At 59.6% G+C, this 21,034-nt stretch carries 15 protein-coding genes and 3 riboswitches; of the genes, 7 read left to right on the forward strand and 8 right to left on the reverse strand.

The features are described 5' to 3' along the window. Positions 1-2: 2 nt before the first annotated feature. From ACFVHU_RS11805 to ACFVHU_RS11825, 5 genes are read right to left on the reverse strand one after another with little or no spacing between them, the layout of a single operon-like run. Positions 3-1,244, reverse strand: a complete 1,242-nt coding sequence (locus tag ACFVHU_RS11805; RefSeq protein WP_388024581.1) for an acyl-CoA dehydrogenase family protein — start codon at positions 1,242-1,244, stop codon at positions 3-5. Between the two features lie 38 nt (positions 1,245-1,282). Then, positions 1,283-2,905 carry an ABC transporter ATP-binding protein gene (locus ACFVHU_RS11810; protein ID WP_133834323.1) on the reverse strand — a complete coding sequence of 541 codons (1,623 nt, stop codon included), beginning with the start codon at positions 2,903-2,905 and terminating at the stop codon, positions 1,283-1,285. Positions 2,906-2,933: 28 nt separating this feature from the next. Beyond that, a complete protein-coding gene (locus tag ACFVHU_RS11815) occupies positions 2,934-3,821 on the reverse strand; it encodes an ABC transporter permease (protein ID WP_133834322.1) in 888 nt (295 codons plus the stop codon). 14 nt (positions 3,822-3,835) lie between these two features. Then, positions 3,836-4,792 (reverse strand): ABC transporter permease, encoded by a 957-nt coding sequence (locus tag ACFVHU_RS11820; protein ID WP_133834321.1) that lies wholly within the window; start codon positions 4,790-4,792, stop codon positions 3,836-3,838. Between the two features lie 11 nt (positions 4,793-4,803). Then, on the reverse strand, positions 4,804-6,435 hold the full coding sequence (locus ACFVHU_RS11825; protein WP_388024584.1) for an ABC transporter substrate-binding protein: 1,632 nt from the start codon (positions 6,433-6,435) through the stop codon (positions 4,804-4,806). Between the two features lie 123 nt (positions 6,436-6,558). Beyond that, positions 6,559-6,650: riboswitch (SAM riboswitch) on the reverse strand. Between the two features lie 285 nt (positions 6,651-6,935). Between ACFVHU_RS11825 and ACFVHU_RS11830 the strand changes: the two genes are divergently transcribed. Continuing rightward, positions 6,936-7,799: an NAD(P)H-binding protein gene (locus ACFVHU_RS11830; protein ID WP_133834320.1), complete on the forward strand. Its 864-nt coding sequence runs from the start codon at positions 6,936-6,938 to the stop codon at positions 7,797-7,799. 215 nt (positions 7,800-8,014) lie between these two features. Further along, positions 8,015-9,838: a gamma-glutamyltransferase gene (gene ggt / locus ACFVHU_RS11835; RefSeq protein WP_388024586.1), complete on the forward strand. Its 1,824-nt coding sequence runs from the start codon at positions 8,015-8,017 to the stop codon at positions 9,836-9,838. An 82-nt stretch (positions 9,839-9,920) separates the two neighbouring features. Here ggt and ACFVHU_RS11840 read toward each other — a convergent pair whose 3' ends face one another. Beyond that, a complete protein-coding gene (locus tag ACFVHU_RS11840) occupies positions 9,921-11,324 on the reverse strand; it encodes an LLM class flavin-dependent oxidoreductase (RefSeq protein WP_388024588.1) in 1,404 nt (467 codons plus the stop codon). A gap of 57 nt (positions 11,325-11,381) precedes the next feature. Beyond that, positions 11,382-12,713: an acyl-CoA dehydrogenase gene (locus ACFVHU_RS11845; RefSeq protein ID WP_388024589.1), complete on the reverse strand. Its 1,332-nt coding sequence runs from the start codon at positions 12,711-12,713 to the stop codon at positions 11,382-11,384. A gap of 15 nt (positions 12,714-12,728) precedes the next feature. Further along, a riboswitch (SAM riboswitch) is annotated at positions 12,729-12,820 on the reverse strand. Between the two features lie 267 nt (positions 12,821-13,087). After that, a riboswitch (SAM riboswitch) is annotated at positions 13,088-13,189 on the forward strand. Between the two features lie 5 nt (positions 13,190-13,194). On the opposite strand from ACFVHU_RS11845, the gene ACFVHU_RS11850 reads away from it, so the two are divergent. From ACFVHU_RS11850 to acs, 4 genes are all read left to right on the forward strand, one after another. After that, positions 13,195-14,016: an ABC transporter ATP-binding protein gene (locus tag ACFVHU_RS11850; protein WP_388024591.1), complete on the forward strand. Its 822-nt coding sequence runs from the start codon at positions 13,195-13,197 to the stop codon at positions 14,014-14,016. Positions 14,017-14,101: 85 nt separating this feature from the next. Next, the gene (locus ACFVHU_RS11855; protein ID WP_388024592.1) at positions 14,102-15,124 is read left to right on the forward strand and encodes an aliphatic sulfonate ABC transporter substrate-binding protein; all 1,023 of its coding nucleotides are present in this window, start codon (positions 14,102-14,104) and stop codon (positions 15,122-15,124) included. Positions 15,125-15,193: 69 nt separating this feature from the next. Further along, positions 15,194-15,958: an ABC transporter permease gene (locus tag ACFVHU_RS11860; protein ID WP_388024657.1), complete on the forward strand. Its 765-nt coding sequence runs from the start codon at positions 15,194-15,196 to the stop codon at positions 15,956-15,958. 56 nt (positions 15,959-16,014) lie between these two features. After that, the gene (acs, locus tag ACFVHU_RS11865; protein ID WP_388024593.1) at positions 16,015-17,976 is read left to right on the forward strand and encodes an acetate--CoA ligase; all 1,962 of its coding nucleotides are present in this window, start codon (positions 16,015-16,017) and stop codon (positions 17,974-17,976) included. 80 nt (positions 17,977-18,056) lie between these two features. Here acs and ACFVHU_RS11870 read toward each other — a convergent pair whose 3' ends face one another. Next, positions 18,057-19,928: a BCCT family transporter gene (locus ACFVHU_RS11870; RefSeq protein ID WP_133834313.1), complete on the reverse strand. Its 1,872-nt coding sequence runs from the start codon at positions 19,926-19,928 to the stop codon at positions 18,057-18,059. A 665-nt stretch (positions 19,929-20,593) separates the two neighbouring features. On the opposite strand from ACFVHU_RS11870, the gene ACFVHU_RS11875 reads away from it, so the two are divergent. After that, positions 20,594-21,022 (forward strand): Fur family transcriptional regulator, encoded by a 429-nt coding sequence (locus ACFVHU_RS11875; protein ID WP_388024594.1) that lies wholly within the window; start codon positions 20,594-20,596, stop codon positions 21,020-21,022. Positions 21,023-21,034 lie beyond the last annotated feature (12 nt).

Here is a 21,034-nt window from a genome sequence, read left to right on the forward strand (position 1 = left end):
GATTATTTTCCTGCCTTTGCTTCGCCGATCGAGTTCAAACCAGTAGGAATGCTGCCGTTGATGAAGTAGTCCCCCACCGAGCGTGCCTTGAAGGCCACCGGATTGTGGGTGGCCACCGTGCGGGCATTGCGCCAGAAGCGGTCCAGCGACTTGGAGGTCGAAATCGCCGAGGCCCCGGTGACGTCGAAGAGCTCGCTGGTGGCGTCCAGGACCAGCTTCGGCGTGGCCACGTGGGCTTGCTGGACGGCAAGCTCTGCGCGCAGGTAGGCCGCTTGCGGGTCCAAGCCCAGATCCTCGTCGAGCGCCGAATCCAGTTCCCGGGCTGCGGTGACCACGATGCTCTCTGCAGCGAAGACATTGGCCGCCAAACGGCCGACAAGTTCCTGGATCTGCGCGTCATCCTTGAACAGCGCGCCGGAGCCGGTGTTGAAGGTTCGCGTGCGGTTGGCAACGATGCCTGCTGCGGCATTGCGGGCCCCCTTGCCGATACCTGCCAGTACGGCGAGCAGGCACAGCTGGAAGAAGGCAGGTTCGAGGGTGGAAGCTATCTTGCGCTGAATGATATTGGCTTCTTCCACCGCAACGTCAGTGAATATCGCGGTGCCGGTACCGGTCAGCGGCTGGCCGAAGCCATCCCAGTCGTCAAGGATCTCCACGCCCTCGGCATGGCGATCGACGATGGCGTATTGGCGCCCCTCAATCCCGTCGGTGGTCGCCATGACCACTACCCAATCGGCGAAGATCGAGCCAGTGGTGTAGTACTTCTCGCCGCGCAGCACCCAGCCTTGCCCGGTCTGGACCAGCTTGGTATTGGTGGTGCCAAGGGCATTGCCGCCACGCTCGGTCGCAGCGTTGCCGAAGATTTCCCCGGCAAGCACCCGCGGGAACCAGCGGTCCTGGAACTCTGCCGGCTGCAGGGAGATGGTTTCGACGAAGGAGAAGTGGCTGCGCAGCAGGTGCGCTACATTCGAGTCCGCCGCGGCCAGCTCGATCAGCAAGCGGAACAGATGCTCGTGGCTGATAGGCGAACCGCCATGGCTTTCTGGCACACGCAGCGTGGTGAAACCGGCATCCTTGAGCCACTGCACCTGCTCGAAAGGCAGGATGCGCTGCTGCTCGCGTTCGGTAGCGCCCTGCGCGACACGGGTGAACACTTCGTTGAAGTGTGCCAGCAGTTCCTGGTAAGCCGCTTCGGTATGCTGCTGGGACGAAGGGCGGAAAATTGCCAAGGCTTCAGCGCTCATGGTTGCTCCTTTATGATCTGGGAAATGGTTTGGAATGGCTAGGCGCTGCGCGTGCCGGCCAGTTCGCGAAGTACGTTGCCGGGATTCGCCGCAAGCAGCGTTCTGGTGTACTCATGCTGGGGGTTGGAGTAGACCTCTTCGACAGTGCCCGACTCGACGATTTGCCCTCGGCACATCACGCCGACGCGGTGACTAATCCGTTCCACTACATGCAGGTCGTGGGAGATGAACAGATAGGTCAGTTGCTCTTCACGTTGCAGCTGGTCGAGCAATTCAAGGATCTGTTCCTGGGTCAGTACATCCAATGCACTCAATGCTTCATCAAGAACCAGAACTTTTGCGCCGCTAGCTAGAGCACGGGCTATAGCTACCCGCTGGCGCTGGCCTCCGGAAAGTTCACCCGGACGTCTGCCAACCAGCTGTTCAGGAAGGTTCACTTGTTCCATCAGCTGCGCTGTACGCTTCGCACGCCAAGCGCTATCACCCAGGCGGTAGTTGACCATTGGCTCAGCGATGATCGAGCCGATTGCCTGGCGGGGGTCAAGTGCCGAGTCAGGGTTCTGGTAGACCAATTGCGCTTCCCGCCACAGATCATAGCGCTGCTTGCCGCTGATGCCGGCAACTTCTTTTCCGTTGACCAACACCGAACCTTCGGTGGCTGGGTGCATTCCCATGATGATTTTGGCTGTAGTGGATTTTCCTGAACCCGATTCGCCGACCAGCGAGAACGTGGTGCCTCGCTGCACTTCAAAACTGACGTTGGAAAGAACTTGGTGTTCGTCGCGGCCTTTGCCGAAGACCTTGCTGAGGCCATCCACAGTGATTGCCATATCCTCCGAGTCTGAAGGTTGCTGTCGATCCTGATGCGCATAGGCCTGATCGAGCAGTGCCTTGGTATATGGTTCGGTGCTTTGCGCTACCAACGCTGGAACGCTGCGGTCCTCCAGGATCCGGCCAGAATTCATCACCAGTACGCGGTCCGCAATGTCAGTCGCAACAGCAAGATCATGGGTGACAAAGAGGACTGTGGTTCCCCTCTGGCGTGCCAGTGACACGAAAACTTCCAATACCGTGCGTTGCACGGTGACGTCCAAGGCGCTGGTTGGTTCATCAGCGATGAGCAGCTGAGGGTTCAAGGCAAAGGCAATCGCAATCAGCACGCGCTGCTTCAGGCCACCAGAGAGTTCGTGCGGGTATTGGTCCAGTCGGCTTTCCGCACGGTCGATATCAACGCTCTCCATCAGCTCAATTGCCTTGGAACGCCATTGCGCCTTGGGAACTGAACGTGACGGATGCAAACGGAAGACTTCAATGATCTGAGAGCCAATGGTCTTCACCGGATCCAGAGAAGCACCAGGATCCTGTGGAACTAATCCAATGCCTGCGCCACGAATCGCACGCCAATCGGCCATGGAAAGATTAGTGACTTCTGTACCGCCGAAACGCACGCTTCCCTTGACCTTCGCGCTTTGCGGCAATAAACCGATGAGTGTCTTGGCCAGGGTGGATTTGCCCGAGCCGGATTCACCAACAATGGCAATGATCTGCCCCGCGGGGACTTCCAAATTGATATTGTCAGCAGCTACTGTGCCCTGGTCGTACTGGACCGTTAGATCTTCAATGCGGATCGCTGCTGAAGAAGCGTCGTTCGTTGCGTTCATGGTCTTGTCCGTTCATCAAAGAGTAGGGCTAGAAGCGGAATGCCTTGTTGATGGCACGTCCCAGTACTGCTGTCAGCATTACCGCCGCCACGATAACCAATCCCGGCAAAGTGGTCAGCCACCATGCCACCGAAAGATACTGGCGTCCTTCGGAAATCAGCAGTCCCCATTCAGGGGTCGGCGGTGGCGAGCCGAAGCCCAGGAACCCCAAACCGGAAATTGCAAGAATCGCAGCACCCAGATCTACAGCCAGCAAGGAGAGAACCGGACCGATGATGTGCGGGATGATGTGGCGACGTAGCACAGTGAAGTATTTGCCGCCGCTCATCAAGGCCGCCTGCACGAAATCGCGTGATCGGACCCTGAGCACTTCAGTGCGCACGAGGCGAGCGAATGCCGCGATCGAAGCGATACCCACACCTAGGCCCAAGGACAGCGGTCCCGGTTCAGTTGCGGTAACCAGAATCAGCGCGATCAGGAAGGCAGGAACTGCCAGGACAACATCGACAAAGCGCATTGCAACGGTGTCTGCGAACCGTCCGGCGGTCGCCGCCAGCAGTCCGAGGACCGAACCCACTACGCTTCCAACCAAGCAAGCCAGACCGGCGGTCAGCAGTGTCTGGTGAGTTCCGTAGACAACTCGGCTGTATACGTCACGCCCCAGATGATCTGTTCCGAACAGGTGCTCCGCATTTGGCGCTAGCAGTTTGTCAGCCGGCACACCCGTAATTGGGTCTTGTCCAGTAAAGAACGAAGGGAAGAAAGCCCACGCCGCAAATAAGAACAGCGGAATGAGAACCCACCAGGCAGCTAACCAGCGTACTGCTGGATTACGTTGACTGGTTACAGTGCTGGTTGGAACTTGGCGCTGATCTTCATTGGCCACTGATCCAATGTGCTTGGTCAAGAGAGTCATTAGTCCTTCTTTCCTTATGCAACCAGCGAGCGGGTTGACCTGCTTGTCGAAGCGACGATTCGCGGATCAATCTGAGGGTGGATGAGATCTACCAGCAAGTTGACCCCCGTGAAGACAATGGCTGTCAGAAGCACCAGTCCTTGGACCAATGGGATATCCTGCGCGGTAACTGACTGCAAGATCAGCTGGCCTAATCCTGCACGCGAAAACACCGTCTCCGTGATAACCGAACCAGCAAGCAGAGCGCCAATGGTGATACCCGCAATGGCTAGTGCGGCAGGGGCCGCGTTCTTCAAGGTGTGCCTGTAGAAGATCCACGCTTCGCTGGCGCCTTTGGCTCTCAGCACGTCGATGAATGGCTGCCTATTAACTTCCTGCACGCTTTTGATTAGCACCTGGGCGATCGGAGCGCTCAGGTGCACGGCGAGTACGAAGATAGGCACTGCCAGCGACATGAATGAGCCGTCCGGGAACAGTGACATCACTCCGAGCTGCACTGCCAGCAGCTGCAGGAGCACCAGGCCCAACCAGAAAACAGGAATGGACACCATTAGCGGTGGCAGATTCAGCAGCGTCTTGCGCAGTTTTTCGCCCTTGGACAGGCTCGCCGCTGAGGCGATGATCAGGGCGAATACCACCGACAAAACGAATGCGCTGCCAGCCAGAATCAGGGTGGATCCAGCTACTTCACCGATTCGATTCGCTACTTCCGAACCGCTGGACAAGGAATATCCGAGATCTCCGCGAAGCAATCCCAGCAGCTGCGTGAAGTACTGCACGAAGACCGGCTGGTCGTATCCGTAGTACGCCTTCATCTGTGCAATGGTGGCCGGATCCGCGGCTGAGTCAGTGCTCAGGAAGATCGTGACCGGGTCATTCGGCAAGGCCTGCACAGCGATGAAAACCGCCGTGTAGGCCAGCCAAATGACCAATATTGCCTGTCCCAATCGTTTTGCGATGTAAATGCCCATGAGCTCGGTTCCTAGCCGTCGTTCTTCCAAGCACCTTGGAAGATTGGTGCGGTACCGGAAGTGAATTCAACGTTGGCGGAGTTATTGGCCCCATAGACCTGAACTTCGTCCCAAAGAATCAAGGTCAAGGCTTGGTCAAGCACCAGGGTACGCTGTTCTTCTTCCACCAACTTCAGGTGCTCTTCTTCGGTGGTTGCTGACTGCTCTTCGGCGAAAAGCTTGTTCAGTTCAGGATCGGCGCGAAGTGTCTGATTGTTGTTCGCAGTTGCGTAGACCGGGCCCAGTCCGCCGTATGCGAACTGGCGGGTGCCGAAGAACTCCACTTTGTCGTCGACAAGCGCGTTGGTCAGGAAAGTATTGTCCGCCGCGCGGTTGACCAGCTGGACGCCAATCTCTCGCCATTGCTGTTCAATCAGTTCGAACGCTGGCTTGATGACCACGGAGTTATTGGAGGTGGAGACCGTTACTTCCAGTTTCTTTCCGTCCTTCTCGCGAATGCCATCCGCGCCCGGCTTCCAACCGGCTTCATCCAATAATTGCTTGGCCTTTTCTGGGTTGTACGCCAGTTCGGAAGATAGGTCTACGAAACCTGGAGCCTTATGGTTCAGGATCGATCCGGAGATGACGTAGCTATCCGAGAGAACGGTTTCCTTAATGGCCTGGCGGTCGATTGCAATCTGCAGCGCTTGGCGGACTTTGACGTCTTCAAGCTTTCCCGAGCCAACACGTACTGCTGCGTGGTTGGTGGTCAGGTCTACGCCTTCAGCAGCTAACACCTTGCCACCGTTGGTACCCAGCACTTGTTCATCCACCGGTTGCAAGCCTCGGACGAGATCTACCTGCGCGGACTGAACTGCCCCGGCACGGCTAGCTACCTCAGGAAGGTATTTGATAACCAAGGTATCCAGGTATGCATCGCCCTGGTTAGAGGCAGATTCTGGTGCCCAAGCGTAGTCATCGCGGCTGGTGAAAACCACTTCTTCATCAGGCTTTTCCGATTCAAAGACAAACGGTCCGGAACCAACAATCTTGGAGATCGAGGACTGCGCGGCGTTATCCAGTTCAAGGGTTTTCGGGGACACCAATCCAGCAGTTACTGAAGAAGTCGCCCGAAGGAAATTGGCATCCGGACGCTTGAGCGTGACCTTGACCTTGTTGTCCCCAACGACCTCTGCCGACTTGTAGGCGGCAAAGTCAACGTTCGGTGCAATCTGAGCTTCCTTGATGCCCTGACCCAGCGCGTCCAGGTTCAGTTTCACGGCTTTGGCATCCAGTTTGGATCCGTCTGAGAAGGTGACTCCGTCGCGAATGGTGAACGTGAACTCGGTCTTGGCATCGTTGGCTTCGAATCCGCTGGCGATCCAGCCAACCAGCTTGCCAGCTTCCACGTCGTAGTAGGTCAGGCGATCAAGGACGGAATTCAGTACGTTGGCCTTCTCATAGAAACGCGCTGCCTGAGTCTGCCAATTGTTGATGGGGGTAACTTCAGCAAAAGTGAAGGTACCGCCTTCTACTGGTTCCCCTGGATCGGCTGCTGCTTCAGCGGCGCCAGTAGTATTGGCGTTGTTTCCGCATGCAGTGAGTGACAAGCCCAGAACGGCAAGGATTGCAGTGGCCTTCAGGCCAAAATGTGCTGTACGCATGGTTACAGATGTCCTCTCGGTTGGTGCCCCGAGGATTACGCATAGATTCCCTGTACGTTCTGCCTTGATTCCGGGACTACCCACGGCGAGTTTCTTCCGGCAGACCGTTGAGAAATTTAGCAATCTCCATCGGTCCTGGCCTTAGCACCGCTCCCGTTTACGGGTGGTTGCTGCGACTTCAACGAGCCAGGTCTCTCGGTCGCTCTGGATGGGGTGTCCGGCTGTACCGGCCGAACAGTTCAAGTCTGCAACCCCTGAATTCAGCAGACAAGCGTTACGTAAGCAGGGGTCATGAAGTCGCAGAACGCGTCCTGAAACAGCCGATACACGTCATGCTGCGCGTCATAAAATGCAATGCGCCGGACATAAAACGCTTTGTGACGCCAACTGTGGACAGATCCATGCGAATCCTTGCTTAATCGGCATTCCCATTCGATGGTTCCGGGAATTACCTCACGTCCTCGCCGGTTGTAGCAGATGCAGACCAACGAGAGGACCCCATGAAGATCGCAATTACCGGTGCCACCGGACAGCTTGGAAATCTAGTCATCGACGCGCTGCTTGCGCGCGGGGCGAATGCCGCTGATCTGGTCGCCATTGGCCGCTCCGAGCAGAAGCTGGAACCACTGGCAGGCAAAGGCCTGGAAACCCGCGTTGCCGATTACAACGCCCAGCCAACTCTCGTGTCCGCACTCGAAGGCATAGACAAGCTGCTGCTGATTTCGGCCAGCGAGGTGGGCCAGCGCGTTGCCCAGCATGAGAACGTCATCAACGCGGCCAAGCACGTGGATGTCTCGCTGATCGCCTACACCTCAATTGCCAACGCCCTGTCCGGCGGCATGAAGCTCGCCGACGAGCACATCGCCACCGAACGGCTGCTGGCCGGATCCGGCATCGACTACGTGCTGTTGCGCAATGGATGGTACATCGAGAACTACACCGACCAGCTGATGGGCTACCTCAACAGCGGCACGGTGCTCGGTGCCGCCGGCGATGGCAAGATCAGCGCTGCCGCCCGTGCAGACTATGCGGATGCCGCTGCGGCCGTGCTGCTTTCCGAGGAGGACCAGAACGGCAGGATCTACGAGCTGGGCAGCGATAAGCCATTCACCCTCGCCCAGCTTGCTGGCGCGGTTGGCGCTGCCGCCGGCCAGGACATCGCCTACCAGGAAATGGATCCAGGGCAACTGGAAAAGATCTACGCTGATGCCGGCGTCCCCGGACCGTTCGCGCACATCCTCGTCGATACCGACATGCGCATTCGAGAAGGAGCGCTGGAAGTGGACTCCGGGGAGCTGGCTCAGCTGATCGGCCGCGCCCCGGCTTCCTTGGGCAAAGTCATCAAGGACAACCTGGACAAGTAGCCCAGGTGCACTAGGGTTCCAGCGGGCAGGCATTGGCGGCGATCGAGGCCGCGGTGCCTGCCCGCCGCTTTAACGCGTCACAACCCGGAATATTCGCGCGGCAATGCCGAAATTGCCGCGCAAACCCATGGTGCTGCGTGTCACAACCGCGCGGCGAGTTCCCGCTCCCGTAAATTTGCGCATACTTCATCCCCACCTGCAGAGGAGATCAAAGCATGCCACGAGTACGTTTAAGATCAGTTGCCTGCGCGGCAGCCATCGCCTTGGGCCTGGGAGCTTTCTCAGCGCTTCCGGCGAGCGCCGAACCACGGCACACCCAGAAGGACCCGACCGCCATCGGCACTGGAGGCGCAGTCTCGTCGGTCGATCCGGAAGCCACCGCTGCCGGCATCGAAATCCTGCGCAAGGGAGGCAACGCTGTCGATGCGGCTGTGGCAACCGCGGCGGCACTGGGCGTCACCGAACCCTATAGCGCAGGCATTGGCGGCGGCGGATACTTCATGCACTACGATGCGAAGTCGGGCAAGGTCAGCACCATCGACGGCCGCGAAACCGCACCGGCAGGCATTGCGCATGATGCATTCATCGATCCTGAAACCGGCGAGCCGTATAACTTCACCCCGGAACTGGTCACCAGTGGTGTGGCCGTAGGCGTGCCCGGGACAGTGGCCACCTGGCAGCGCGCACTGGATAATTGGGGTTCGCAGAACCTGAAACAGGTTCTGCGGCCGGCAACCCAGATCGCTTCACGCGGCTTTGTCATCGACGAGACGTTCCGCGAGCAGACCCTGGACAACAAGGAACGGTTCGCCGCGTTCACCTCCACGAGCGAATTGTTCCTGCCCGGCGGAGATGCTCCGGAAGTCGGGAGCATTTTCAAGAATCCGGATCTCGCACACACCTACCGGATGCTGGCAAAGCAAGGCATTGATGGATTCTATGAGGGCGAACTGGCTGCCGACATCGCCCAAACGGTACAGGCGCCGCCAAAGAGCGAAGACACCACCCTCCCGGTTCCCGCAGGGCAGCTGGGCACCGCCGACCTGGCCGGCTACGAAGTGGTGGAGCAGGCACCGACAAAGGTGGACTACCGGGGCTACGACGTCTTCGGCATGGCTCCTTCTTCCAGTGGCGGAACGACCATCGGCGAATCTCTGAACATTCTGGGCGAATTCGATTTGCCAGCCATGGAAGAACCCGATGCCTTGCATCATTATTTCGAGGCAACTGCGCTCGCCTACGCTGATCGCGGCAAGTACGTCGGCGACCCCGCGTTCACCAGCGTCCCGACCCGGACCTTGACGGACAAGTTATTCGGCGCGGATCGTGCCTGCGCCATTGATCCGGATCAGGCCGCAACGAAGCCGGTCGCTCCGGGCGACCTTGAAAACTATGATGGCCAATGCCCTGCGGCTACCAGCGAACCGGTAGTGGAGCAGGATACGGAGAACATCTCCACCACCCATCTGTCGGTCGTGGACCGTTGGGGCAATGCCGTTTCCTACACGTTGACCATCGAGCAGACCGGCGGCTCGGGCATGGTGGTCCCCGATCGCGGTTTCCTGCTGAACAACGAGCTGACCGATTTCTCCACGGTGTACGACCCGCAGGATCCGAACCGCATTGAACCTGGCAAGCGCCCGCGTTCCTCGATGGCTCCGACCATTGTCCTGCAGGACGGCGAGCCGGTGCTGGCCATCGGCTCCCCCGGTGGTTCAACCATCATCACCACGGTGCTGCAGACCCTGGTGAACCGCATTGATCTGGGCATGGATATCAGCGAAGCCATCGCCGCTCCACGTGCTTCCCAGCGCAATACGGCAGTGGTCACCGCGGAACCGGAGTTCATCCAAGCCCATGGTTCGGCGCTCGAAGCCTTCGGGCACAAGCTCGCGCCAGCTGGGGATTCCTTCACTCCGCAGGCGGAAATCGGGGCGGTTGAAGCGGTGGAAATCGCTGCCGACGGCACACTCACCGCCGCGGCCGAGCCCACGAGGCGCGGCGGCGGTTCAGCCATGGTGCTGCAGCCAACCGAATAGGCCCGCAGGCAGACGACGGCCCCCGGCAACTTCATTCGAAGGTGCCGGGGGCCGCCGTCTGCTGCGCTAGCAGGCGATGCGCCTAGGCCTGCGCGGCCATCCGGTTGGAGATCTTGTACCGGGCTGCGCGGTGGGTGTCCTTCACGCGGTCGCCGGCGCCGAACATCTTGTGGCGCAGCGAGCCCTCGGTGTATTCGGTCTTGTAGACCCCGCGCGCCTGCAGCTCGGGAACCACGTACTCGACGATGTCCTCGAAGGTGCCCGGTGTGACGGCATAGGCGAGGTTGAAGCCATCAACATCGGTGTAGTCCACCCAGTCGATGAGCTTCTCGGCTACCTCGGCGCCGGAACCGACGGAGACCGGGCCGAATCCGCCCACGCCGATCCATTCGGCCAGCTGGCGGATGGTCCACGGCTTGCCGGTATCGCCGCTGGCCTTCTTGAAGGTTTCCACCGAGGACTGGATGGCGTTGGACTTCACGTCGTCGCCGATGACATCGTCGGGGCCGTAGACGGACATGTCGATGCCGGTCCAGCCCGACAGCAGTGCGAGCGATCCCTCGATATCCACGTAGGAGCTGTAGTCCTGGAACTTCGCCTGGGCAAGTTCGGTGGTTTCGGCGGTAATGATGGTCTGCATGGCGAAGACCTTGATGTCGTAGCGGCCACGCCCGGCGGCCTCGGCAGCGTCACGGATCTTGCTGACCGCTTCCTTCAGCAGGTCGCGGGTGGGGCAATTGACGAAGATCGCTTCGGCGTTCGTTGCGGCGAACTCGGTGCCGCGCTTGGAGGCGCCGGCCTGGTAGATCACCGGGGTGCGCTGGGTGGACGGCTCGGTGATGGCGATGCCCGGAACCTTGAAGTACTTGCCTTCGTGCTCGATCGGGTGCACCTTGGCCGGGTCGGTGTAGACGCCGGTGGCCTTGTTGTTCTGCACCGCGTCGTCTTCCCACGAGCCTTCGAGCAGCTTGTAGACCACCTCGAGGTACTCATCGGCGTGGTTGTAGCGCTCGTCGTGCTCCATCTGGTCTTCCTGGCCCATATTGCGGGCCGCCGATGGCAGGTAGCCGGTGACGACATTCCAGCCCACGCGGCCGTTGGTCAGGTGGTCCAGGGTGGCCAAGCGGCGGGCGAAAGCGTACGGGTGCTCATAGGCGGTACCTGCGGTGACGCCGAAGCCGAGGTTCTCGGTCACAGCGGCCATGGCGGAAACCAGCATCATCGGGTCGTTGACCGGCGCCTGCGCGCCGGAGCCCAGCGGGGTCACGTTGGTGCCCTTGTACACGTCGTAGGTGCCCAGCACGTCGGCAAGGAACAGCCCGTCGAACTTCCCCTTTTCCAGCACCTTGGCCAGGTGGGTCCAGTAGCCCAGGGTCTTGTAGGTCGAGGCCTTGTCCTGCGGATGGCGCCACAGGCCCGGCGACTGGTGCACCACGCAGTTCATGTCGAATGCGTTGAATAGGATCTCGCGCTTGTTCTCGCTCATGGCTTTGCCCCCATAGGTTGGTAATCGTGGAAAGTTGCTGGTGTGCGTCGCAGGCCCTCAGGCCCGCTGGGTCGAATCCTCGCCGGTGACGGACAGCCGTTGCGGCTGGACCCCATTGATCTCGTAGTCCCCGACGATGCGCGCCTTGTAGATCGCCGGGTTATGCGTGGCGATGGTGCGCGCATTGCGCCAGTGCCGGTCCAGGTTGCAGCCGCTTCTGGTGGAAGAGGCGCCCAGTGCGTCGAAGAGCTTGCTGGTCACGCCGATGGCCAGTGGCTGCACCACGGTTTGCGCGCGGTTGGCGGCCAGCTCGCATACTGCGTAGCGTTCCTCGTCGTTCAGTCCCGGATCGCCCAAGGCGGCTTCAACTTCAAGGACTGCGCCGATCACCACGGAGTCGGCAGCGAAGGACTCCGCGGAAACTTCGCCCACCAGCTGGAGGACCTGGGGTTCCTGGTATACCGGCACCCCGGTTCCAGTGGTGAAGATGCGGGTGCGCGCCTGCACCGCGTGACGCAGGTCGTTCAGTGCGGCGCGGGCGATGCCCGCCTGCACGGCCATGAGCACCAGCTGGAAGATCGCCGCTTCGGAGTCATTGGTCTGCTGCGGCATGAAGCAATCCACCGGGACCTGGTGGAATTCGGTGGTGCCGGTTCCGGTGAGGCCCTGGCCGAACCCATCCCAGTCGTCGAGGATCTTGACGCCGCTGCGCTGGGTGGAGACCACGGCGATCTGGCGGCCGGCGAGCTCCGGGTGGGCCACCGCAACGGTGGTCCAGTCGGCAAAAATGGTGCCGGTGCAGTAGTACTTTTCACCGTCGATCACCCAGCGTCCATCCAAGACGCTGGCCTTGGTGTTCAAGGTGCCCAGGGCGTTGCCACCGCGTTCGGTGTAGGCGTTGCCGATAATCTGCCCGGCAGCGATGCGAGCGACCCACTTCTTGCGCAGTTCTTCGTCGTCCAGCACCAAGACATTCTCAACGAATGCGATATGCGCGCGCCACAGCTGGCCTACGTGGGAGTCCGCCTCGGAAAGCTCGATGAGCAAGCGGAAGACATCCACCAGCCGTGCACCATAGCCCCCGTCGGCAACGGAAAGGCGCAACGCACCGAAGCGCTCGCGATTCAGCAGGCCTACCTGCTCGAAAGGAAGCACGCGGTTCAAGTCGCGGTCCTTGGCGGTTGCGGCGATCTGCGCAAAAACGGGACGGAAGATTTCGGCCAGCCGGTCGTATTGCTCATCCGCACTTGGTCCGGGGGTGATTTTCAGCAATTGCCTAGTCGGCAACTGTTCTTCAAACTTGTCCAGGTCCATTGCGGTGGCCTGCGAAGGGTCACTGAGCTGGTTGAAGTCCAGTCCGAGGGCATTGTGCGATTCACCAATAGGCATCAGGGTTCTCAATTCTTTCCATCGGTCCTGGCGGTAGCACCGTCCCGCTATTGGGGTGGTTGCTGCGGCGTCGTGGAGCCAGATCTCTCAGCCGCTCTGGATGGGTCGTAATTCATTTGTAACGGTAATAAACCGGTGATTCCAACCCGCGAAGTCACATTTCGTCCCAGTGCCGGCAGTGCCCATCTTCAAATTTCACAGCCTATTCCGTGTCCTGCCGAAGATGAGTTGCAAAGTTTTGCTTAATGTCGAGCAAACCGGCCTGCAATAAAATAAATAACGAAATTTCTGGGCAATGTGACGTAGTTGTCGAAGATTTTTTCATATTACGCGAGATTTGCGTTCAAATCGTTCGACTCGTTGTAATGGACACGTAACCATCCCGAGCGGCCTAGAGATCTGGCTCGTTGACGCCGCAGCAACCACCTTTGGAGTTTTGCTCTGCAGGCCGGTGCTACCGCCAGGACCGATGGAGATGAACATGACTCTTTCCTTTGCAGCGCCCGAGGCAGCTCCCGTTGTCTCAGCTTCAAGCGCCCTGGACGTGCAGTTCAGCAACGTGTCGCGGACCTTCACCACCAAGATGGAAAGCCGCACCGTCCTGGCCGATATCAACCTGCAAATTCCGGCAGGTCAAGTCGTGGCCATTCTTGGAGCCAGCGGTTGCGGAAAATCCACGCTGCTGCGTTCAGTATCGGGCTTGGACCACCCCACCACCGGCACCATCCGCACCGGCACCCGCGAGGTCACCGGCATCAACGAGTTATGCGCCGTTGCTTTCCAGGAGCCCCGGCTGCTGCCATGGCGCTCGGTTCGCCAGAACATTGCACTGGGCCTGGCACCGGAAACCGATAAGCGCTCCGGCAACGCGCTGATCGAGGAGTTGATCGAGCTGACCGGTCTGAGCCATGCAGCCAGCTTGCGCCCACGCGAGATCTCCGGAGGCATGGCGCAGCGGGTTTCGCTGGCTCGCGCGCTGGCTCGGCGCCCGGGTGTATTGCTTCTTGATGAACCCTTTGGCGCCCTCGATGCGCTGACACGCTTGAAGATGCAGGATCTGCTGCTCTCGATTCACGCATCGTTCCCCACCACCGTTCTCATGGTGACCCATGATGTGGACGAGGCGTTGACTCTGGCTGACCGCGTGATTGTTCTGGGGCGAGGCGCTGGGCATAGTGCAGCGGGCGTCATCGAAGATCTGTCCATCTCAGCTGGGCATCCACGCCGGCATACCGATGAAAAGTTCGTTGCAGATCGCCTGCACCTATTGCGCCTGCTCGGCGTCGACCCAACCAACCATTAGTCCCGGCCACGCCGTGGGTCCCGAACCATTCGTCCCCTTTGCCTTTTCACCTACACCGCTTGCACGCACAATTCTAGGATTCTCCATGCTTTTGAACCGTCTCACCCGCCGCACTGCATTGTCCGCCGCCGCCTTGATCGTTGGCGCAGTTGCCCTGACCGGCTGTGCTGGCGAAAACGCTACAGCCTCCTCGGATGGTCAGACCCTGTCCATCGACTTTGCCACTTACAACCCGCTGAGCCTGGTACTCAAGGAAAAGGGATGGTTGGAAGCAGCCGCCAAGGAGCAGGGCGTAAATGTCGAATGGATCCAGTCCGCAGGTTCCAACAAGGCCAATGAAGCTCTTCGCGCCGACGCAATCGATGTTGGTTCCACAGCCGGTTCCGCTGCGCTCCTGAACCGTTCGAACGGTGCACCCATCAAGACCATCGCACTGTATTCGCAGCCGGAATGGGCGGCCCTGGTAGTGGATAGGGACTCGAAAATCGAGTCCGTTGAAGATCTGGCGGGCAAGACCGTGGCCGCTACGAAGGGCACCGATCCATACTTCTTCCTGCTGCAGGCGCTGGAATCCGCGGGCTTGAGTGAAGCTGACATCAAGCTGCAGAACCTCCAGCATGCCGATGGACGTACCGCCCTGGCCAACGGCTCGGTTGATGCCTGGAGCGGTTTGGATCCGATCATGGCCGCTGCCGAAAAAGACGGCGCGCAACTGGTTTACCGGAACTTGGATTTCAACACCTACGGTGCGCTGAACGCTCGCGAAGACTTCATCGAGCAGAGCCCCGAACTCGCCCAGCTCGTTGTCGATGCCTACGAAAAGGCTCGTGGCTGGGCAGCTGACAATCCCGAGGAAACCGCAGAAATCCTGGCCGACGTAGCAGGGCTCGAACCAGGAGTTGCTGCCACCGTGATTGAGGAACGCTCCAATCTGGACGTTCCGGCAGTTCCCGACGCCAAATTCACTGGAGTCCTGAGCAAGATTGCTCCCACGCTGGTCGCTAGCGGCGATGTCTCGGAGCAGGAATCCGTTGATGAAGCTCTGGAGAGCCTCATCGATGACCAGTTTGCCGTCAAGACAGACGCAACAAAGATCTCCGGAGAGTAACCAGCCATGAGCCCCACTAACGTGGCTGGAACCCGCGGAAGCCAAACACCTGCCAAGCAGAAGGCCAGCATGGCCGCAACGATCCTGCGTGCCCCGAAATGGCTGCTTGCGCTGGTCTTGCCGCTGACCACCCTGGCTGTGTGGCAATTTGTCACCGTTACCGGAATCGTTGCTCCGTGGACACTGCCAACTCCGGGTTCAGTGGTTTCTGCTGCCATTGAGCTCTTCCAGGATGGCGAACTCGGAAAGCACATCGGCATCTCCACTCAGCGTGTTCTTCTCGGTTTCGCCTTCGGATCATTGCTGGGCTTGGCGCTGGGTGCGCTTGTCGGGCTGTCCAAATTGGCAGATGCATTTCTGGGACTGAGCATCAGCGCCCTGCGTGCAGTCCCTTCCTTGGCTTGGGTTCCGCTGCTGGTGCTCTGGATGAAAATGGGTGAAGATTCCAAGGTCACACTCGTGATCATTGGTGCCTTCTTCCCGGTCTTTACCACCGTCGCCTTGGCGTTGCGCCATGTCGATGCCCACCTGGTCGAAGCAGCCCGCGCCTTCGGGTTGAAGGGATTGAAGCTGCTGCGCACCGTCCAGCTGCCCGCAGTGGTCCCTTCGATCTTCTCCGGCCTGCGTTTGGCACTAGCCCAAGCTTGGCTCTTCCTGGTCGCAGCCGAACTCCTCGGCGCGTCAATGGGCCTTGGCTTCTTGCTCACCGACTCGCAGAACAACGGCCGATTGGACCGCCTAATCATGACCATCGTGCTGCTGGCCGTCTTTGGAAAGATCACCGATGCCCTGCTGTCGATAGCAGAACGCTGGGCTATCAAGCGCTGGACCTGAAACCGGACCAGCTAGTACCCGTTGACAAAGCTACCCCTCACCAAAGAAAGTTTGCGATGACCACCGAATTGGCAACAACCTCAACTCAAGTTTCAGAGGCAGCACGCCAGGAATTCTGGGACGAAGCGGCGAACCTCTTGGATTGGGACACCCCGTGGCACACCACCAGCCGCATCATTCCGGCCGATCCGGATGCCAAGCGCGGACCGGAAATTTCTTGGTACCTCGGCGGCAAGCTGAACGCCGCAGTGAACTGCGCCGACCGCCATGTAGCTGCGGGACGCGGCCAGAAGGTCGCACTGTATTTCGAAGGCGAGCCCGGAGACCGGGTAGCCGTCACCTACAAGAATCTGCAGGAGCGGGTCTCCCAGGCAGCCAACGCCTTGGAATCCCTGGGTGTGGTGAAGGGCGACCGCGTGGTCATTTACCTGCCGGTGCTCATTGAAACAATTGTCATCACCTTGGCTTGCGCCCGCATCGGCGCCATCCACTCGCTGGTCTTCGGCGGGTTCTCCGCCGAAGCGCTAAGGTTCCGTGTGGAGGACACCAAGGCAAAGGTCCTGGTCACCACCGACGGCCAGTTCCGCCGCGGCACTTCGGTTCCGGTCAAAGGCAATGCCGATGCGGCCGTTGCCGGCGAGAACGAAATCGAAAAGGTCCTGGTTATCCGCCGCACCGGCGACGAAATCCCGTGGACCGAAGGCCGCGACATCTGGTGGCATGAGGTGGTTGATACCCAGTCCACCGAGCACCACGCGCAGGCATTCGATGCGGAAACACCGCTGTTCATCATGTACACCTCGGGAACCACCGGCCAGCCGAAGGGCTTGGTGCACACCACCGGCGGGTACCTGACGCAGGCGGCTGCCAGCTACAACCTGCTGTTCGCCAACCCGGACGAATCCCAGCGCGCCAAGGACGTGCACTGGTGCACCGCCGACCTCGCCTGGGTCACCGCGCATACCTACGAGATCTACGGCCCGTTGGCCAATGGCGTCACCCAGGTAATCTACGAGGGCGTCCCCAACGCCCCGCACCCGGGCCGCCACTTCGAGGTCATTGAACGCTACAAGGTCACCAGCTACTACACCGCTCCCACCTTGGTCCGCTCGTTGATGGGCTGGTTCCCGGACGGCATCCCCGCTCAATACGATCTGTCCTCGGTGAAGATCGGCGGCACTGTGGGTGAAGCCGTCAATCCCGAGGCATGGAAATGGTTCCGCCAGCAGATCGGCCGGGACAGCGAAGCAGGACTGCCGATGGTTGACACCTGGTGGCAGTCCGAATCCGGCGCGACCGTGCTTTCCCCCCTGCCGACCGATGGACATTTCAAGCCAGGCTGCGCCGCACGCGCGCTGCCGGGCATCTCGGTGGACATTGTCGACGATGGCGGCCTGAGCGTGCCGGCCAACCAGCAGGGCAATATTGTCATTACGCGCACTGGCCCGTCGATGGCCCGTACCGTATGGGGCAACCCGACGCGCTACTACACCAGCTACTGGGAACAATACGTAGAGCAAGGCTGGTTCTTGGCTGGCGACGGTGCCCGCTTCGATGAGGACGGCGATATCTACATCCTGGGCCGCACCGATGACGTGATCAATATTTCCGGCCACCGGCTTTCCACCATTGAAATCGAATCGGCATTGGTCACCCACCCCGGCGTGGTGGAAGCCGGCGTTTGCCCCACCCCGGATTCCAAGACCGGACACGCTGCAACCGCCTTCGTGGTACCGCTGGACAAGACCCTGGTTGCCGAGTCGCCTGACGAGCAGCTCGTTGCACGGCAGGCCGAGTTCATTGCTGAACTCCGTGATACCGTCGCGGTGCAGATCGGCCCGATTGCCAAGCCGCGGGAAATCGTCTTGGTTCCAGATGTGCCCAAGACCCGTTCGGGCAAGATCATGCGCCGCCTGCTCACCCAGCTGTTCGAGGGCACCACGCTCGGCGACACAACGAGCCTGCAGAATGAGCCGTGCATTCCGGAGATCAACGCGATCTGCCGCGCGCGCGGCTAATCGCTGCTCCCAAGCCCCTTGGGGTTAAACAAATGAAGCTTCTTCCCCGGCTGGGGAAGAAGCTTCATTTGATTTGCCGGTTAGGAATCCCCGGCCGTTGGCTTCTGGCTCTGGCCATCGGCCGCGCTGCCCTTGCCGTCCTGCACCGGGTCAGCGGTGGCTTCGGTGGCGAAAAGCTTCACTTCGGAGGCCCTTCCCTCGGCCCTGACCAAAGGGATTTCGGTGGTCATCAAGCTGAACTGGCCACCCTCATGGCGGTCAACCGCCTGGCCCACGGACTGCTCCAGGACCTTTCGAGCCACCTTGCCGCGAAGCACCAGCGGATCCTTGCTCAGGTCCTTCCACAATGCCACGCAGAGCAGGAGCATCACAATCACGAATGGCAGCGCCGAAACAATAGTGATGTTCTTCAGCCCGGTCAATGCCTCCGCCGGATGATCGCCGCCAGCCAGCAGCATCACCGCGGCCACAGCGCCGGTGGCCACGCCCCAGAAGATCACGGCCTTCTTGGATGGCTCTTCAGCGCCGCGTTCGCTGAGCGCACCCATCACGATCGAGGCCGAGTCTGCGCCGGTCACGAAGAAGATCGCAATCAGCAGCACGGTGACGACCATCAGCACGGTAGCCATCCAGCCCGACAGCGGGAGGCTGCCAAGCATGTCGAAGAGGATCAAATCGAAGTTGATGTCTGGTGCGCCATCAACAATGCTGGCCAGCTTTTCCCCGGTTTCCCCGGCGCGTTCAGCGCGTTCCTGAATACCGATGGCGCCGCCGCCGAAGATTGCGAACCAAATCAGGGTGACACTGGATGGAACAAGCAGCACGCCGGTAACGAACTGGCGAATAGTGCGGCCACGGGAAATGCGGGCGATGAACAAGCCGACGAATGGGCTCCAGGAGATCCACCATGCCCAGTAGAAGACAGTCCACGAGGACAGCCAATCAGACATTGCACCGTCGCCGGCGGCCGTACGCGAGGCCATCTCTGGCAAGTCGCCGATGAAAGCGCCAATGGCATCGGGAATGACGTTCAGGATGAACAGAGTTGGGCCGCCAATGAAAACGATCAATGCGATGATCAGTGCCAATACCATGTTGGTGTTGGACAACCACTGGATACCGCGCTCGATACCGGAAACGGCAGAAGCGACAAACAATGCGGTCAGAATGCCAATGATGATAACCAGAACGCCGGAACCGACCTTCTCCATCATCCCGGTGGCCTGGATGCCGCCGCCAATCTGCAATGCGCCCAGACCCAGCGAACAAGCCGAACCGAAGAGGGTGGCGATGATGGCCAGGATATTGATGGTGCGCCCGCCCCAACCATGGATGGCCCGGTCGCCGAAGATCGAGCTGAACATGGCTGAGAACAGCTGGGGGCGTCCCAGCCGGAAGCTGCCGTACGCCATGCCCAAGCCAACGATGGCGTACATGGCCCATGGGAATAAGGTCCAGTGGAAGAGCGTGGTGCCCATAGCGGTGCTCAATGCATCACTGGTGGAACCTTCCACCGTTCCCGGAGGAGGCGACATGTAGAAGTACAGCGGCTCGCCCACGCCGTAGAAGACCAAGCCGATGCCCATGCCGGTTGCGAACATCATCGAGATCCACGAGACCGTGGAGAACTTTGGCGTCTCGCCGTCCTTGCCCAGCGGGATGCGTCCAAAGTTCTTGGCCGCTACGACGATGGCGAAGACCGCGAAAACCGCGGCAGCAATGACAAAAAGCCAGCCAGTGTTGGTGATAACCCAGTCAAGGGCCGCGCTGGAGGCCTTGCCCAGCCCTTCGGGGCTAGCGAAACCCCAAATAATAAAGGCCAGCGCTAGAGCGCCGGCGATTCCGAATACCCAGTAATCCGTACCGGAAAGTGAGTACTTCTTAGGTCGTCTGTGACGAACTGAATGCAGTTCCTCAACGAGGTCGCCGATTGATTGATCCGTCTGCTTCATTGCGGTCTTCCTTCACTGGTGAGATCCCGCGGATAAGATCCGGGCGGAATCTGCCGAGCCATCGCCTCTCGAGTAAACGATCGCCATGCAGTGTGATTGATTGCGAATTGCTTTTCGGGTGTCGGTCCACTGTGTCTAAATCTCGCGTTGGAGCAGCCTGAAAGAAACAACTATTCTCCGCTAATATCCCGCGAATTATTCCTGCGAGTTGACTCGATTTAGCACGATTTTGACACGATAAATCCCAAAATGGGCCTTTTCCAGCATGGTCGACATCTCATCAAGGGTCAAATCAGATCCTTGATTTCTCGCCGTTTCCGGATCTTCAGCACCCCGGGATCACGTTGTTTACGCTGGCAGCGCCATCCATGTGAGCTTCCTCGCCCCACAGGGTTTTTCGCTCCCCGAACCCGTGGAACCATCAATTGGAACGCAATATTTCCCAAGATAAAACCACGCACTATTCGCTTTCTTATTTCGGGTGAAATGTCTGCGATTTCGTAATTTTTCTCCCCCAGAAGCACATCACGCTTGAACATGCATCATACGGAATACTTACTAATGAAGCACCGATTCAACCAGTCAGCTGGAGTCCACCCACTTTTAACGCGAAATACACTGGAACTTATCTTGACTGATTCAAAATAAGCAGGCATGCTGGGTACATGACATCACAGGCAGGGATCGAGCAGGTGCTGAAGGCGGCATCGATGCGGGTCACGCAACCGCGCGTTGCGGTACTTTCCGCCGTCGCGGCGCACCCGCACGCGGATACCGAAACCATCATTTCGGCTGTCCGTGAAGATCACCCCAATGTGTCGCACCAAGCTGTCTACGATTCACTCAGGCTCTTCACGAAACTGGGTGTCATTCGGCAGATACAGCCACAGGGCCATACCGCCCGCTATGAAGCCCGCGTTGGCGACAATCACCACCATGTGGTGTGCCGCCAGTGCGGAACGCTGGCGGACGTCGACTGCGCTGTCGGCGGCGCCCCGTGCCTGCATGCTTCCAATGACCACGGGTTCAGCATTGATGAAGCCGAAGTGATCTATTGGGGCACCTGCCCGGATTGCCAGGCTGCGAACGCATAGTTGCTGTCTAAG

This window comes from Glutamicibacter sp. NPDC127525 (assembly GCF_042672105.1).
Taxonomy (GTDB): domain Bacteria; phylum Actinomycetota; class Actinomycetes; order Actinomycetales; family Micrococcaceae; genus Glutamicibacter.